The sequence below is a fragment of the Pseudomonas sp. FDAARGOS_380 genome, assembly GCF_002591235.1.
GTDB lineage: Bacteria > Pseudomonadota > Gammaproteobacteria > Pseudomonadales > Pseudomonadaceae > Aquipseudomonas > Aquipseudomonas salmasensis.
The window spans coordinates 13657-28466 of record NZ_CP023969.1 but is presented as its reverse complement, the minus strand read 5'-3'; the positions used below and the strand labels follow the sequence as shown (position 1 = coordinate 28466).

At 60.2% G+C, this 14810-nt stretch carries 15 protein-coding genes; 10 read left to right on the top strand and 5 right to left on the bottom strand.

Annotated features, from left to right (window positions below; all coding sequences use genetic code 11):
- Positions 1-843 precede the first annotated feature (843 nt).
- On the bottom strand, positions 844-1740 hold the full coding sequence (locus CRN80_RS00155; protein WP_098949263.1) for a LysR substrate-binding domain-containing protein: 897 nt from the start codon (positions 1738-1740) through the stop codon (positions 844-846).
- Between the two features lie 109 nt (positions 1741-1849).
- On the opposite strand from CRN80_RS00155, the gene CRN80_RS00150 reads away from it, so the two are divergent.
- The 8 genes from CRN80_RS00150 (at position 1850) to rpoS (ending at position 8972) form a co-directional block, all read left to right on the top strand.
- A complete protein-coding gene (locus CRN80_RS00150) occupies positions 1850-2962 on the top strand; it encodes an S-(hydroxymethyl)glutathione dehydrogenase/class III alcohol dehydrogenase (RefSeq protein WP_003189203.1) in 1113 nt (370 codons plus the stop codon).
- Positions 2963-2970: 8 nt separating this feature from the next.
- The gene (fghA, locus tag CRN80_RS00145; RefSeq protein ID WP_047710232.1) at positions 2971-3816 is read left to right on the top strand and encodes an S-formylglutathione hydrolase; all 846 of its coding nucleotides are present in this window, start codon (positions 2971-2973) and stop codon (positions 3814-3816) included.
- Between the two features lie 54 nt (positions 3817-3870).
- Entirely contained in the window at positions 3871-4344 is a 474-nt protein-coding gene (ispF, locus tag CRN80_RS00140; protein WP_032893173.1) for a 2-C-methyl-D-erythritol 2,4-cyclodiphosphate synthase, read from the top strand.
- Positions 4341-5399 carry a tRNA pseudouridine(13) synthase TruD gene (gene truD / locus CRN80_RS00135; protein ID WP_032893171.1) on the top strand — a complete coding sequence of 353 codons (1059 nt, stop codon included), beginning with the start codon at positions 4341-4343 and terminating at the stop codon, positions 5397-5399. Before ispF ends, truD begins: the two co-directional genes overlap by 4 nt.
- A complete protein-coding gene (gene surE, locus CRN80_RS00130; protein ID WP_003189210.1) occupies positions 5387-6136 on the top strand; it encodes a 5'/3'-nucleotidase SurE in 750 nt (249 codons plus the stop codon). Before truD ends, surE begins: the two co-directional genes overlap by 13 nt.
- Positions 6137-6177: 41 nt before the next feature.
- Positions 6178-6813 carry a protein-L-isoaspartate(D-aspartate) O-methyltransferase gene (locus tag CRN80_RS00125; protein ID WP_169850588.1) on the top strand — a complete coding sequence of 212 codons (636 nt, stop codon included), beginning with the start codon at positions 6178-6180 and terminating at the stop codon, positions 6811-6813.
- A 208-nt stretch (positions 6814-7021) separates the two neighbouring features.
- Positions 7022-7858 (top strand): peptidoglycan DD-metalloendopeptidase family protein, encoded by an 837-nt coding sequence (locus tag CRN80_RS00120; protein WP_032893170.1) that lies wholly within the window; start codon positions 7022-7024, stop codon positions 7856-7858.
- Between the two features lie 106 nt (positions 7859-7964).
- Complete coding sequence (gene rpoS, locus CRN80_RS00115; protein ID WP_032893168.1) at positions 7965-8972, top strand: RNA polymerase sigma factor RpoS; 1008 nt, start codon at positions 7965-7967, stop codon at positions 8970-8972.
- Between the two features lie 280 nt (positions 8973-9252).
- On the opposite strand, the gene CRN80_RS00110 is transcribed toward rpoS, so the two are convergent.
- Complete coding sequence (locus CRN80_RS00110; protein WP_002554837.1) at positions 9253-9462, bottom strand: cold-shock protein; 210 nt, start codon at positions 9460-9462, stop codon at positions 9253-9255.
- A gap of 388 nt (positions 9463-9850) precedes the next feature.
- Here CRN80_RS00110 and dcd point away from each other — a divergent pair, with 388 nt between their 5' ends.
- Both dcd and CRN80_RS00100 read left to right on the top strand, forming a co-directional pair.
- Positions 9851-10417 carry a dCTP deaminase gene (gene dcd, locus CRN80_RS00105; RefSeq protein WP_003189215.1) on the top strand — a complete coding sequence of 189 codons (567 nt, stop codon included), beginning with the start codon at positions 9851-9853 and terminating at the stop codon, positions 10415-10417.
- 108 nt (positions 10418-10525) lie between these two features.
- A complete protein-coding gene (locus CRN80_RS00100; RefSeq protein ID WP_005785769.1) occupies positions 10526-10723 on the top strand; it encodes a hypothetical protein in 198 nt (65 codons plus the stop codon).
- A gap of 23 nt (positions 10724-10746) precedes the next feature.
- On the opposite strand, the gene pdeM is transcribed toward CRN80_RS00100, so the two are convergent.
- The 3 genes from pdeM to CRN80_RS00085 all read right to left on the bottom strand — a co-directional run bounded on the left by pdeM (position 10747) and on the right by CRN80_RS00085 (position 14799).
- Entirely contained in the window at positions 10747-11397 is a 651-nt protein-coding gene (pdeM, locus tag CRN80_RS00095) for a ligase-associated DNA damage response endonuclease PdeM (RefSeq protein ID WP_032893167.1), read from the bottom strand.
- Entirely contained in the window at positions 11397-13877 is a 2481-nt protein-coding gene (locus tag CRN80_RS00090) for a ligase-associated DNA damage response DEXH box helicase (RefSeq protein ID WP_098949262.1), read from the bottom strand. The genes pdeM and CRN80_RS00090 overlap by 1 nt, the downstream gene beginning before the upstream one ends.
- Before the next feature lie 157 nt (positions 13878-14034).
- Positions 14035-14799, bottom strand: coding sequence for an ABC transporter ATP-binding protein (locus tag CRN80_RS00085; protein WP_032893165.1), 765 nt, complete (start codon positions 14797-14799; stop codon positions 14035-14037).
- Positions 14800-14810: the final 11 nt, after the last annotated feature.

Below are 14810 nucleotides of genomic sequence, written 5' to 3'. Positions count from 1 at the left end.
GGGTTACCCACGAATTCAAGCCTGCGTTCGGCCAGCGTGGTTTAACGGGGCGCTTGAGATCAAGATCACAAGCAGATCAAGAGCGGCTCGCTTCGCATCGTGGTTACGGTCGCTACAGAGTTGTGTAGATACCTATGGCTATCAGGCAAGCCACCTCCCACATTTGATCGCTGCCATAACAAACAACTCAGCCAACTGTGGGAGCCGGGCTTGCCCGCGATGAGCATAGGTATCTACATAACTTTGTGGGCTGTAGCAGCAGGCGGTAACCACGATGCGAAGCGAGTCGCTCTTGATCTTGCTCTTGATCTTAGGCGCCCCGTTAAACCACGCTGGCCGGAATTCGACAGGGATTTGGGGGGTAAACCGGCAGGGATGCCGGTTTAGCCGCCCCGCGCCATGGATGGCGCGTGGCGGCGGCCCCCCAAATCACTGGCGGATTACGGGCACACCGAGCCCAAGCGAGGTGCCGAGTGGTGGGGCAAGAGCGCTTTGCTTACTTTCGCGCTTTTCGAAAGTGAGCCGCCGTCAGGGCGGAACCCTAAGTGGCCGTTACCGCAGCAATGGATATGTACACAATCCAACTGTGTCGCCTGCCAGGCCGCCTTCGCGAGCAAGCCCACTCCCACAGTGGGATCATTGGGGTGTCAGGTAGATAGGTATCGGCTGTCAGAGCGCTATCGCAGGCAAGCCAGCTCCCACAGTTGGATCGTGGGGTGTCAGGTAGATAAGCGTCGGCTGTCAGTCCGTCACGGGAGCAAGCTCCCTCGCCACAGATTTAGCGTTGTGCCGTAGTTGTGTAGATACCTATGCCGCGATGAGGCCGGTGCAGGCCACCTCAATTCAATGCTTGTACTCCGGCCTTTCAGCCAACCCCACCTTCAAGAAATCCACCAACTTCCTCACCTTCGGCGACAAATGCCGCTGCTGCGGATACAACGCCCACACCGCAGTATTCGGCGGTTGATGAGCCTGAAGCAACGACACCAACGCCCCGCTGTGCAGATGCTCCAGCACGTAGTAGTCCGGTAACTGGCACAAGCCCATGCCTTGCAATGCCGCATCCAGCACTGCTTGCCCACTGTTGCAGCGCCAATTGCCTTGCACGCGCTGGGAAAATTCCCGCCCGTCCTGGGCCATTTGCCAGATATCCGAGCTGCCAATCAGGCAGTTGTGCCGGCTCAACTCCGACAAGCTGTGTGGCCGACCGTACCGTTCGAGGTAGGAGGGCGACGCGCACAGGTACATGCGCCGAGGTGCCAGGCGGCTGGCAACCATGCGCGAGTCTTGCAGGCGTCCCAGGCGGATGGCCAGGTCGAGGCCTTCGTGGACCAGGTCCAGCGAGCGATTGCTCAACTCGATATCCACGCGCAATTGCGGATAGTGCGCCATGAACCGCGTCACCAGCGGCACGATAAAACGTTCGCCATAGGCCACGGCGCAGGTCATGCGCAACATGCCCTTGGGTTCGCTGGTCAGGTCGCCCACCGCGCGCAAGGCTTCCTCGCGACCGTCCTGCAGGCGTTGGCAGTGCTGCAGGAAGGTCTGGCCGGCTTCGGTCAACGTCACCTTGCGCGTACTGCGGTACAGCAATCGGGTTTGCAGGCGCTCTTCCAGGCGTGCCACTTGCCGGCTGACGTGGGAGGACGATACCCCCAGTCGCTCGGCTGCCGCTGTGAACTGGTTGCATTCGGCCACCGCGACAAACTCGTCAATGCCTTCCCAGCGGTTCTCCAGCATGTTGATTGTCCCTGTACGGCAATAATGTTTTGCTTTTGCCTGGATTATTCATCAATAGGCGATGTTTTACACTCACCGTCTCAGTTTTTAACCCGATGGAGAAACCCGGATGATCAAGTCCCGTGCCGCCGTAGCCTTCGAAGCCAAGAAGCCCCTTGAGATTGTTGAAGTGGATGTCGCCATGCCCAAGGCTGGCGAGGTGTTGCTGCGGGTAGTCGCGTCCGGCGTGTGCCACACCGACGCCTACACCTTGTCGGGCGCTGATCCGGAAGGCATCTTTCCGTCGATCCTGGGCCATGAAGGTGGTGCAGTGGTGGAAGCCATTGGCGAGGGCGTGACCTCGGTGGCTGTGGGCGATCACGTGATCCCGCTGTACACCCCGGAATGTGGCAAGTGCAAGTTCTGTCTGAGTGGCAAGACCAACCTGTGCCAGGCCATTCGCGCCACCCAGGGCAAGGGCTTGATGCCGGATGGCACCACGCGTTTTTCCTACAAAGGCCAGCCGATTTTCCACTACATGGGTACCTCGACGTTCTCCGAGTACACCGTGCTGCCGGAAATCTCCGTGGCCAAGATTCCTAAAGAAGCGCCGCTGGAAAAAGTCTGTCTGCTCGGTTGCGGTGTCACCACCGGCATCGGTGCGGTGATCAACACCGCCAAGGTCAAGCCGGGCGATACCGTGGCCGTCTTCGGCCTGGGCGGCATTGGTCTGTCGGCGATTATCGGCGCGGTCAAGGCTAAGGCCGGTCGCATCATCGCCATTGATATCAACCCGGCCAAGTTCGAAATCGCCAAGCAACTGGGCGCCACCGATTGCATCAACCCGAAAGACTACGACCGCCCAATCCAGGACGTGATTGTCGACCTGACTGACGGCGGTGTGGACTTCTCCTTCGAATGCATCGGCAATGTGCAACTGATGCGTGCGGCCCTTGAGTGCTGCCACAAAGGCTGGGGTGAGTCGGTGATCATCGGTGTGGCCGGTGCTGGCCAGGAAATTGCCACTCGTCCATTCCAACTGGTCACCGGGCGCGTCTGGCGTGGTTCGGCGTTTGGTGGCGTGCGCGGTCGTACCGAATTGCCAAGCTACGTGGAAATGGCCCAGACCGGCGAAATCCCGCTGGATACCTTCATCACCCACACCATGGGCCTGGAAGATATCAACAAAGCGTTTGACCTGATGCATGAAGGCAAGAGCATTCGTACCGTCATTCACTTCTGAGGTCGGCCATGAGTCTGGAAAACCTGTCATGCCAGAAGAGCTTCGGCGGCTGGCATAAACGTTACAAGCATCATTCCGATGTGCTGGGTTGCGACATGACCTTTGCCGTCTACCTGCCTCCGCAAGCGGAGCAGGGCGGCAAGCTGCCGGTGTTGTATTGGCTGTCCGGGTTGACCTGTACTGACGAGAACTTCATGCACAAGGCCGGCGCCCAGCGCATGGCTGCCGAACTGGGCTTGATCATCGTCGCGCCAGATACCAGCCCCCGTGGCCCTGGCGTGCCGGGCGACCCGGACAATGCCTGGGACTTCGGCCTCGGCGCCGGCTTCTACCTCAATGCCACCCAGGAACCCTGGGCCAAGCACTATCGGATGCATGACTACGTGGTGCAGGAATTGCCGGCACTGGTGGAAGCGCATTTCCCTGCGTCGGATAAACGCGGCATCAGCGGCCACTCCATGGGCGGTCACGGTGCGCTGGTCTGCGCATTGCGCAACCCTGGACGTTACCTGTCGGTGTCGGCGTTTTCGCCGATCAACAACCCGATGGACTGCCCGTGGGGCCAGAAAGCCTTTTCCCGTTATTTGGGAGAAGAGCGTTCGAAATGGCGCGAATGGGATGCCTGCGTGCTGATCAGCGAAGCCTCGGAAAAGTTGCCGCTGTTGGTGGACCAGGGCGATCGCGACGATTTCCTTGAGGTTCAACTCAAGCCCGAAGCCTTGCAGCAAGCGGCCAAGGCAGCCAACCATCCGCTGGAACTGCGCCTGCAGCCTGGCTACGACCACAGCTACTTCTTTATCGCCAGCTTCATCGAAGACCATTTGCGGCATCATGGTCGTGCTTTGCTCGGTTAATCCGAGGCAAAAGTAGGTAGAATCACGCCCTGAATTAAATCGGGGCGTTTTTTTATGCGTATTGGCCACGGCTACGATGTGCACCGTTTCGCTGAAGGCGATTTCATCACCCTGGGCGGCGTGCGCATTGCACACCACCATGGGTTGCTGGCTCATTCCGACGGCGACGTGGTCTTGCACGCCTTGAGCGATGCCTTGCTCGGCGCGGCGGCATTGGGCGATATCGGCAAGCACTTTCCGGACACCGATCCCACCTTCAAGGGCGCCGACAGCCGTGTGTTGCTGCGCCATGTGGTCGGCCTGATCCACGCCAAGGGCTGGAAGGTTGGCAACGTCGACAACACCATCGTCGCCCAGGCGCCAAAAATGGCCCCCCATATCGAAGCGATGCGCGCTGCTATCGCAGCAGACCTGCAAATTGAATTGGATCAAGTCAACGTGAAAGCCACCACCACCGAAAAGCTCGGGTTTACCGGTCGTGAAGAGGGCATTGCGGTGCACTCCGTCGCCTTGTTGCTGCGCGCATGAACGACCTGCAACTGCTGGGCCCGCGGGCCTATGGCGAGGCCCTGGGCAGCGCGGTACTGAAGGCCACGGCCGAAGACTTCCAGGTTGATGAGGTGCTGGACATCCCGCTGACCGGCGATGGTGAGCACCTGTGGCTGTGGGTGGAAAAACGCGGTTTGAACACCGAGGAAGCGGCACGGCGTATCGCCAAGGCGGCTGGCGTACCGTTGCGCACCGTCAGCTATGCCGGGCTCAAGGACCGTCAGGCCCTGACCCGCCAGTGGTTCAGCGTGCAATTGCCCGGCAAGGCCGATCCGGACATGAGCGGCGCAGAAAACGACACCCTCAAGATCCTGAAAACCGCCCGTCACAAGCGCAAGCTGCAGCGTGGTGCCCATTCGGCCAACGGCTTCACCCTGCGCCTGACCCAACTGGCCGGCGACACCGCTGCCATCGACGCACGTCTGCAGTTGATTGCGCGGCACGGCATCCCCAATTACTTCGGCACCCAGCGTTTCGGCCACAACGGCGGCAACGTGGTGGATGCTCGCGAGTGGGCCGCCCGCAAGGCCCTGCCCGAGCAGCGCAACGTGCGCTCGCGCTTGCTGTCCACGGCTCGCAGTTACCTGTTCAACAAAGTATTGGCGGCCCGCGTCGCCGACGGTTCATGGCAGCGAGCCCAAGTCGGCGATCTGCTGGCGTTTACCGACAGTCGCAGTTTTTTTCCGGCCGGGGAAGCGGAATGCAGTGACCCGCGTCTGGCGATCCTGGACCTGCATCCCACCGGCCCGCAGTGGGGCGAAGGCGATTCGCCGGCGAAAGGTCTTACATACGAGCTAGAACAATCTGTCGCCGCTGGCGAAGCTGACCTACGTGATTGGCTGGTGAAGGCGGGAATGAGCCAGGAACGTCGCATTCTGCGACTGCCCATTGGCGGGTTGACGTGGCATTATCCCGGGCCTGACATTCTGCAATTGGAATTCGTCCTGCCGGCCGGATGCTTCGCCACTGTCTTGGTGCGCGAGCTTGTTGATCTGGTGCCGGTGGGGCAGACGGACAGCCCATGCGTATTCTGATATCAAACGATGACGGTGCCACCGCACCCGGTCTTGCCGCGCTCCATGCTGCGCTGCAGGATTACGCCGAGTGCGTGGTGGTTGCCCCCGACCAGGACAAGAGCGGCGCCAGCAGTTCGCTGACGCTCGACCGTCCGCTGCACCCGCGGGTCCTGGCCAATGGCTTTATCAGCGTTAACGGAACCCCCACCGACTGCGTGCACCTGGCAATCAACAGTTTGCTGGAGCATCAGCCAGACCTGGTGGTTTCGGGAATCAACCTGGGCGCCAACCTGGGTGACGACGTGCTGTATTCCGGCACCGTGGCGGCGGCCCTCGAAGGGCGCTTCCTGGGCCGCACCGGCTTTGCCTTTTCCTTTGCTTCGCGGCAATTGGATAACCTGGCGACGGCGGCCTACTACGCGCGCAAGTTGGTGGAGGCCCATGCTTCCCTGGACCTGCCGCCGCGTACGGTGCTCAACGTCAATATCCCCAACTTGCCCCTCGACCATATTCGCGGTATCCAGCTCACACGCCTGGGCCATCGTGCCCGTGCGGCGGCGCCCTTGAAGGTGGTCGACCCGCGCGGCAAGGAAGGCTATTGGATCGCCGCCGCTGGCGACGCCGAAGATGGCGGCGAGGGCACGGACTTTCATGCGGTGATGCAAGGCTATGTCTCCGTTACCCCGTTGCTGTTTGATCGCACCTTCAGTGATGCCTTCAGTGGCCTTGATGGCTGGCTGGAGGGACTGCGTTGATGGCTCGTGAACAAGACGACTTGTTGCGCCGTGGCATCGGGATGACCTCCCAGCGCACCCGGGAGCGGTTGATCCAGCGCCTGTATGAAGAAGGTTTGTCCAACGCGCAGGTGCTGGAAGTGATCCGGCGCACGCCGCGGCACCTGTTTGTCGATGAAGCCCTGGCGCATCGCGCCTATGAAGACACGGCGTTGCCCATCGGCCACAACCAGACCATCTCCCAGCCTTACATGGTCGCGCGCATGAGCGAGCTGCTGCTGGCGGCGGGGCCTTTGGACAAGGTGCTGGAGATTGGCACCGGCTCCGGCTACCAGACGGCCGTGCTGTCGCAATTGGTAGAGCGGGTGTTTTCGGTCGAGCGCATCAAGGTGCTGCAGGACCGGGCCAAAGAGCGTCTGGTGGAGCTGAACCTGCGCAACGTGGTATTCCGCTGGGGCGATGGCTGGGAGGGCTGGCCGGCGCTGGCGCCCTACAACGGTATCATCGTCACCGCCGTGGCTACCGATGTGCCGCAAGCCTTGCTGGATCAATTGGCACCTGGCGGGCGGCTGGTCATCCCGGTGGGCTCCGGCGAAGTGCAACAGTTGATGCTTATTATCCGTGAGGACGAAGGCTTTTCCCGGCATGTACTCGGTGCCGTGCGTTTCGTCCCCTTGCTCAATGGCCCGCTGGCCTGATCATTTATTCGCGTGCAGTGAATTCTGTAAGCGGGGATGTGTCTTACGGCGGGGTCTATTGAATCAACATGCCTGGCAGCACGATTAAACATGATGAATTTTTCCTTTCAGTCATGTGCCAGTAAAAAGCCAATGCCCAGTTATACTTGCGTCATATTTCAAGCCTGATCCAGGCGTTAACGTTCAGCCACCACAAAGGGAGCGGCGGGTGAGTCTCACAGGTCCTGCGCAGCGAATGAGTAAAACAAGCTTTCAGCGACTGGTGCTTGGCCTTGTCTTGAGTTCCTTATTGGCAGCCTGCTCGAGCACGCCATCCGGCGGTGCGCGGGTCGTTGACCGTACCAACGCAACTCCCCAAAGGCCCACGGTGACCACTGGGCAATACGTGGTGCGCAAAGGCGACACCCTGTTCTCGATTGCCTTCCGTTATGGCTGGGACTACAAGGCGCTGGCCGCCCGTAACAACATTCCTGTGCCGTATACGATCCATCCTGGGCAGACCATTCGTTTCGATGGTCGCTCAGGTTCTGCACCTACGGCAGTTGTGACAAAGTCGGGATCTTCGCCATCGTCGTCGAGCAAGACCACCATCATTACCCGGCCTGCAGGCAGCGCCGCGCCTACGGTTGCGAGCAAGCCGGCACCCGCGCCGTTGCCACCCGCCGGGCCTGCACCGACCGGTTGGGGATGGCCTTCAAACGGAGTGTTGATTGGAAAATTCTCTTCAAACGGTAGTTTGAATAAAGGCATTGATATCGCCGGGGATTTGGGACAGCCTGTTTTAGCTGCGTCTGATGGGACAGTGGTGTACGCCGGGAGTGGTTTGCGGGGCTACGGCGAGCTGGTCATCATCAAACACAGCGATACCTACGTCAGTGCCTACGGTCATAACCGCAGGTTGTTGGTTCGGGAGGGGCAGCAGGTCAAGGTCGGACAGACGATTGCCGAAATGGGGTCAACGGGCACAGACCGGGTGAAACTGCACTTTGAGATTCGCCGCCAAGGGAAGCCTGTAGATCCGCTGCAATTCCTGCCCCGTCGTTGATGTGTTGCACAGCCTGTTCCCTCACGTAGAAGGAACAGGCTCCAGCGTTGCCAAGGATAGAGGCGTCGCTTGAGCTTGAGGTCGAACTCACCAAAGGACTATAACAATGGCTCTCAGTAAAGAAGTGCCGGAGTTTGACATCGACGATGAGGTTCTCCTTATGGAGGCCAGCATCGATTTGGAAACGATGTCAGATAATGAAGGGGTATCACCACCTTCAGTTCGCACCAAATCCAAAAATGCTGCCGCGTTGAAGCAGCACAAGTACGTTGATTACACGCGGGCGCTCGACGCGACCCAGCTGTACCTCAATGAAATCGGCTTTTCCCCTCTGTTGACCCCCGAAGAAGAAGTCCATTTTGCGCGTTTGTCGCAAAAGGGCGATCCGGCTGGGCGTAAGCGCATGATTGAAAGCAACCTGCGCCTGGTGGTGAAAATCGCCCGACGCTACGTCAATCGTGGGCTGTCCCTTCTGGACCTGATCGAGGAGGGCAACCTGGGCTTGATCCGGGCTGTGGAGAAGTTCGACCCTGAGCGGGGCTTCCGTTTCTCCACCTACGCCACCTGGTGGATTCGTCAGACCATCGAACGGGCGATCATGAATCAGACCCGCACGATCCGGTTGCCGATCCATGTGGTCAAGGAGCTCAACGTCTACCTGCGGGCGGCGCGTGAGCTGACGCAAAAACTCGATCATGAACCCTCGCCTGAAGAAATCGCCAACCTGCTGGAAAAACCGGTAGGGGAGGTCAAGCGCATGCTGGGCCTTAACGAGCGTGTGTCTTCGGTGGATGTCTCGCTGGGGCCGGATTCGGATAAGACCCTGCTGGACACCCTGACCGATGATCGTCCAACAGACCCTTGCGAGCTGTTGCAGGACGATGATCTTTCCCAAAGTATTGACCAGTGGCTGTCAGAGCTCACGGACAAGCAGCGTGAAGTGGTGATTCGCCGCTTCGGCCTGCGCGGCCATGAGAGCAGCACCCTGGAGGATGTAGGCCTGGAGATTGGCCTGACCCGTGAGCGGGTGCGGCAGATCCAGGTAGAGGGCCTCAAGCGCTTGCGCGAGATCTTGGAGAAGAATGGCTTGTCGAGTGAGTCGTTGTTCCAGTAACAACGCAGCTTGAAGGTTTGAATGTGGGAGGGGGCTTGCTCCCGAATGCAGTGTGACAGTCGCTGATGTGTTGACTGATACACCGCATTCGGGAGCAAGCCCCCTCCCACATTTTTTTGTCCGACATTACATCGGTGTGCTGATCGATCCCACGCTCTGCGTAGGCATGCAGTCGTGACGCAGAGCGTCACAAGAGGCATTTCCACGCGGAGCGTGGGAACGAGCGCATAAAAAAACCCCGCTTTTAAGGGCGGGGTTTTTTCGACTGAGTCAGTACAAGTTAGATAACTTGAACTTCTTCAGCTTGCATGCCTTTCTGACCGCGGGTAGCGATGAAAGAAACCTGTTGGCCTTCTTTCAGGCTTTTGAAGCCGTCGGATTGGATAGCTTTGAAGTGAACGAACAGGTCGTCACCGGATTGTGGAGTGATGAAGCCGAAGCCTTTTTCATCGTTGAACCACTTAACGGTACCAGTTTGGCGATTAGACATGGTGTATCTCCTTGGACAAAGTTAACTGCGACTCAGGAAAAGCCCTGGCCGAGACTGAGTGCAAAGAGCAGGAAAAATTCTTGGAGATGGTTGGATCGAAATTCAACATATCGTGTAGAGATTCTCAGTGACACAAGCAGCACAGTGGCGCCACCTTAACCCTTTTTCCGGAACGTGCCAATGGTATTTCCGAAGGTTTCTCTATTTTCGTGACTGGCGGTGGTATTTACAGTCATTGATGCCGGCCATCCGGGCCCCGGCCACGCTGGCTGCGGCTTATAGCGGGCGGTGCATTCATCAAGAAAACCCGTACGGCCTTTGAACCCCAACGCCGGCCCCGGTAAGATGGCCCACAGATTTTTTTCGCCTCGCTATTCAGGACACCGCCATGAGCATCAAATCGGACAAGTGGATTCGCCGCATGGCGCAGGAACACGGCATGATCGAGCCGTTCGTCGAACGCCAGATTCGTGGTGAAGGCGACGAGCGCGTGATTTCGTACGGCGTTTCCAGCTATGGCTACGACGTGCGTTGCGCCGATGAATTCAAGGTGTTCACCAACATCAATTCGGCGATCGTCGATCCGAAAAACTTCGACGAAAAGAGCTTCGTCGACGTCAAGAGCGACGTGTGCATCATCCCGCCCAACTCTTTCGCCCTGGCGCGCACCGTGGAATTCTTCCGCATTCCTCGCGACGTGCTGACCATCTGCCTGGGTAAAAGCACCTATGCCCGCTGCGGCATTATCGTCAACGTCACGCCGCTTGAGCCTGAGTGGGAAGGCCACGTGACCCTGGAATTCTCCAACACCACCACCTTGCCGGCGAAAATCTACGCCAACGAAGGCGTGGCACAAATGCTGTTCTTGCAGTCCGACGAGGCCTGTGAAGTGTCCTACAAAGACCGTGCGGGCAAGTATCAGGGCCAGCGTGGCGTCACTCTCCCACGCGCTTGATCTAAAGCTCCTACGGGCAAAGGGAATTTGTCTGCAGAAAGTGACTCTATCTAGGTGTACTGCTTCGGCGCGTGTGAAACGCGCCGGGCCATACTTGAGGAGTACCCTATGAAGATCGACCCGCGAATCAGCGCAGAACTCGCCCGGCTTGAACCCAACCAGATTGGTGTTCTGGCCTGGTCCTTGATGGCCAACCCCGCGCACGCGGGCGGCATCCCCGGTCAACCCGAACCTGATTACCCGCAGCCTACCGAGCCGGGTGAGCCGACCTTACCGGACGAGCCACCACCCGCGCCTGTTGCCTGATACCTGAGCGGGCCTTTATCGATTCATTGAATCGGCCAGACCTGGTGATCGCCAATCACAAAGATTCGGTGGTCTTGGGCCTGCTCCACGGCATAACCCCCTGTAAACGCGCCAAAGGCTGGCAACAGGCTTAACCGGGCGCCGATCTGGAAGCACGGCAGGCGTAGCCGCTGGCGCCCCTTGCCGCGCAGGTGGTACACCGGATGCACGTGCCCCGCCAGTACATGGTGACTGGCATGGGCGTCGGGCTCATGTTGCAAGGCGAAAGGGCCCATCAGCAGAGGCTCCGCGACCACATCGATGCCCAGATCCAGCGGTGGGTCGCCGGCCCGTTTGTCGTGATTGCCGCGAATCAGGGTCAAGGCCAGTGGGCGATTGCGCTCGCGCCAGGCCCGAATTGCGTTCAGGGTGCCGCTGGCGTGAGAGCCAGGGCCGTGCAGGAAATCGCCGAGAAAGATCAACTGCGCGCAGGGCAGCGCCGTTAACAGCCTGTCCAGGCGTTCCAGGTTGGCCGTAGTCGTGCCCTGTGGCACCGGTTGCCCCAGGCTGCGATAGGCCGACGCCTTGCCAAAATGCGCATCGGCAATCAGTAGGCATCGACGTGCGGGCCAGTACACGGCCTTGTCCGGCAATAGCCATAGCTCTTCGCCTTCCAGCATCAGTGGGTAATGCATCAGCCTTGCCCTTTGTCGGCGACTTTTTCCAGGTCCTTGACCATCCGCGCGATGCGCTCCGAGAGTTTTTCCGAGCTCATGCTTTCGCGCATCCGTTCTACCAGCAGCGGAAAGGCCAGCGGTGTGGGCCGCTGGATCGTGTGCAAGTCCAGCTTCAGCGTCGACAGATGATTCAGCGTGTGTTCCAGCCGGCGAATATCCAATTCATCACGCAGAACCTCTTCCCCGGCCTGGGCCAGCAGCAGGTTCTGCGGGTCATATTGCTTGAACACCTCAAAGAACAAACCGCTGGAGGCCTGCACTTGTCGCGTGCTTTTCGGCGCGCCGGGATACCCTGCAAAGACCAGCCCGGCGATTCGCGCAATCTCGCGAAAGCGGCGCAGGGCCAGTTCGCCGGCATTGAGGCTGGCGATCACGTCAGCCAGCAGTTCTTGGGGGCTCAGCAACGTAGCGTTCAACAGCTGGGGCCACTGCACCTCGGTGGCGCTCAACAGCTCCAGGCCATAATCATTCACCGCAATTGAGAAGGTCAGCGGCTGCTGTTGGCTGACCCGCCAGGCCAGCAAACTGGCCAAGCCCAGGTGTACCTGGCGGCCAGCGAAGGGGTACAGAAACAGGTGCCAGCCTTCCCGCGACCGCAGGGTTTCAGCTAGCAAATGCTCACGGGTCGGCAGGCCGGACCAGCGCAATTGGGTGTGCAGCAGCGGTTGCACCGCCTGCATTTCCGGGCCGTCGAAGTGCCCATGCGCGGCGGCATCAAAACGCTCGACCACCGCCTGGGCCAGTTCGTTGGAAAGCGGCATGCGCCCGCCGTTCCAGCGTGGCACGGCGGCTTTTTTCGCGGTGCTGCGGCGTACATAGGCGGTCATGTTTTCCACACGCACCAGCTCCAGCAAGCGCCCGGCAAACAGAAACCCATCCCCCGGCTTGAGCCTTGCAATAAAGCCTTCCTCGACACTGCCCAGGTTCTTGCCGCCGCCGCCTTTGCTCCAGAACTTGAGCTGGATACTGGCATCACTGACGATGGTGCCGACACTCATGCGATGGCGGCGTGCGAGGCGTGCATCCGGGACACGCCAGATGCCCTGTTCATCGGGCTCCACGCGGCGGTAATCCGGATAAGCGGTGAGTGACAGGCCACCATGGCGCACGAACCCCAGGGCCCAGGCCCAATCCGCTTCGGTGAGGTCGCGATAGGCCCAGGCGCCGCGCACTTCGTCCAACAGTGCCGCCGGGGTAAAGCCGCCGCCCAAGGCCATGCTGACCAGGTGTTGTACCAGCACATCCAACGGCTTGTAAGGTGATTCCCGCGCTTCGATGCGCCGTTGGGCGATTGCATCCTGGGCGGCCGCCGCCTCCACCAACTCGAGGCTGTGGGTTGGCACCAGGGTTACCCGTGAGGGCCGCCCAGGCGCGTGGCCGGAGCGCCCGGCGCGTTGCATCAACCGCGCTACGCCCTTGGCGGAGCCGATTTGCAGCACCCGTTCCACCGGCAGGAAGTCCACGCCCAGGTCGAGGCTGGAGGTGCACACCACTGCCTTGAGCTGTCCATCTTTCAACGCTCGCTCCACCCAGTCCCGGGTCTCTCTCGATAATGAGCCGTGGTGCAGGGCAATCAGGCCGGCCCAGTCCGGACGAGCATCCAGAATCGCTTGGTACCAGATCTCGGATTGCGCCCGGGTATTGGTAAACACCAGGCAACTGCTGCTGGCCTCCACCTCATTGACCACCTGCGGCAACATCTTCAAACCGATATGCCCGGCCCAAGGGAAACGCTCGGTGACCGCTGGCAACAGGGTGTCGACCTTCAGCGCCTTCGCCGTTTGCCCCTGCACATTGACCCCGCCACCCTGTGGTACCAGAACCTCCAACGCGTGGGCCTGATTGCCCAAGGTCGCTGAAATGCCCCACACCATCAACTGCGGATGCCAGCGCCGCAAGCGTGCCAGCGCCAGTTGCAACTGCACGCCGCGCTTATTGCCGATCAGTTCATGCCATTCATCCACGATGACCATGCGCAGGTGCGCCAGGCTTGTCTCACTGTCGGCGCGGGCCAGCATCAACGTCAGGCTTTCCGGGGTGGTGACCAGGGCGGTGGGTTGGCGACGGGTCTGGCGCGCGCGTTCACTGCTGCTGGTGTCACCGGTGCGCAGGCCCACGCTCCACGGAATCTGCAACGCCTCCAGCGGGGCTTGCAGGGCACGTGCGGAGTCGGCGGCCAAGGCGCGCATGGGTGTGATCCACAACACGGTCAGCGGCTCGGCAGGCGGTTTGCGTTTGCCTGCGGCGGGCGGGCGGGTGATGGCGAAACGGTTGAGGGCGGCAAACCACAGGGCATAGGTTTTACCCGCCCCGGTGCTGGCATGCAGCAACCCCGACTGGCCGGCCTTGACCGCGGCCCATACCGCTTTCTGAAAGGCGAATGGCTTCCAGCCTTGGGTGGCAAACCATTGCTTGGCGAAGTCGTGGGTTTTTGCCATGCGGCAGCGGACGCTCTGGAGGGGTTAGTTCAAAGACCCCGTAGGCGCCGCCGACGTTCAACTGTAGGAGCGGGCTTGCCCGCGAAAAAGGTTCAGGCGCCGCGTTTAATCTGGATGCCCGCGTTATCGTTGGCGATTTTCGCGAGCAAGCTCGCTCCTACTTCAAGTTGCCGCTCAAAAATTGCTGCAGGCGTAGGCTTTGCGGATTGCCCAGCACATCCTCCGGCGAGCCTTGCTCCTCCACCAGGCCTTGGTGCAGGAACAGCACCTGGCTTGAGACCTTGCGTGCAAAGCTCATCTCGTGGGTCACCATGATCATGGTGCGGCCTTCTTCGGCCAGGCCCTGAATCACCTTCAACACTTCGCCCACCAGCTCCGGGTCCAGGGCTGATGTAGGTTCATCGAACAGCATCACCTCCGGTTCCATCGCCAGGGCGCGGGCGATGGCGACGCGCTGTTGCTGGCCACCGGAGAGGAACGCCGGGTATTGATCAGCCACGCGCGCTGGCAGCCCGACTTTGTCCAGGTAGCGGCGGGCGCGGTCTTCGGCGTCCTTCTTGCTGCAACCCAGCACGCGGCGCGGGGCCATGGTGATGTTTTCCAGCACGCTCATGTGGCTCCACAGGTTGAAGTGCTGGAACACCATCGCCAGCCGCGTGCGCAGGCGTTGCAGCTCGGCGTCGTCGGCCACGCGCATGCCATGGCGATCGCTGACCATGCGGATCGCTTGGCCGTCCAGGGTCATGGCGCCATCGTTGGGGGTTTCCAAAAAGTTGATACAGCGCAGGAAGGTACTCTTGCCTGAGCCACTGGCGCCGATCAGGCTGATCACATCACCGGTCTTGGCCTTGAGCGACACACCTTTGAGCACTTGATTGTCGCCATAGCTTTTGTGCAGGCCTTCAACGGTCAGTTTGTACATGGGGCGTGCAT

Excerpts from the sequence above, each read along its gene's own strand:
- CRN80_RS00155 (WP_098949263.1), bottom strand. The coding sequence starts at position 1,740 with ATGCTGGAGAACCGCTGGGAAGGCATTGACGAGTTTGTCGCGGTGGCC.
- CRN80_RS00150 (WP_003189203.1), top strand. The coding sequence starts at position 1,850 with ATGATCAAGTCCCGTGCCGCCGTAGCCTTCGAAGCCAAGAAGCCCCTT.
- fghA (WP_047710232.1), top strand. The coding sequence starts at position 2,971 with ATGAGTCTGGAAAACCTGTCATGCCAGAAGAGCTTCGGCGGCTGGCAT.
- ispF (WP_032893173.1), top strand. The coding sequence starts at position 3,871 with ATGCGTATTGGCCACGGCTACGATGTGCACCGTTTCGCTGAAGGCGAT.
- truD (WP_032893171.1), top strand. The coding sequence starts at position 4,341 with ATGAACGACCTGCAACTGCTGGGCCCGCGGGCCTATGGCGAGGCCCTG.
- surE (WP_003189210.1), top strand. The coding sequence starts at position 5,387 with ATGCGTATTCTGATATCAAACGATGACGGTGCCACCGCACCCGGTCTT.
- CRN80_RS00125 (WP_169850588.1), top strand. The coding sequence starts at position 6,178 with ATGACCTCCCAGCGCACCCGGGAGCGGTTGATCCAGCGCCTGTATGAA.
- rpoS (WP_032893168.1), top strand. The coding sequence starts at position 7,965 with ATGGCTCTCAGTAAAGAAGTGCCGGAGTTTGACATCGACGATGAGGTT.
- CRN80_RS00110 (WP_002554837.1), bottom strand. The coding sequence starts at position 9,462 with ATGTCTAATCGCCAAACTGGTACCGTTAAGTGGTTCAACGATGAAAAA.
- dcd (WP_003189215.1), top strand. The coding sequence starts at position 9,851 with ATGAGCATCAAATCGGACAAGTGGATTCGCCGCATGGCGCAGGAACAC.
- CRN80_RS00100 (WP_005785769.1), top strand. The coding sequence starts at position 10,526 with ATGAAGATCGACCCGCGAATCAGCGCAGAACTCGCCCGGCTTGAACCC.
- pdeM (WP_032893167.1), bottom strand. The coding sequence starts at position 11,397 with ATGCATTACCCACTGATGCTGGAAGGCGAAGAGCTATGGCTATTGCCG.
- CRN80_RS00090 (WP_098949262.1), bottom strand. The coding sequence starts at position 13,877 with ATGGCAAAAACCCACGACTTCGCCAAGCAATGGTTTGCCACCCAAGGC.
- CRN80_RS00085 (WP_032893165.1), bottom strand. The coding sequence starts at position 14,799 with ATGTACAAACTGACCGTTGAAGGCCTGCACAAAAGCTATGGCGACAAT.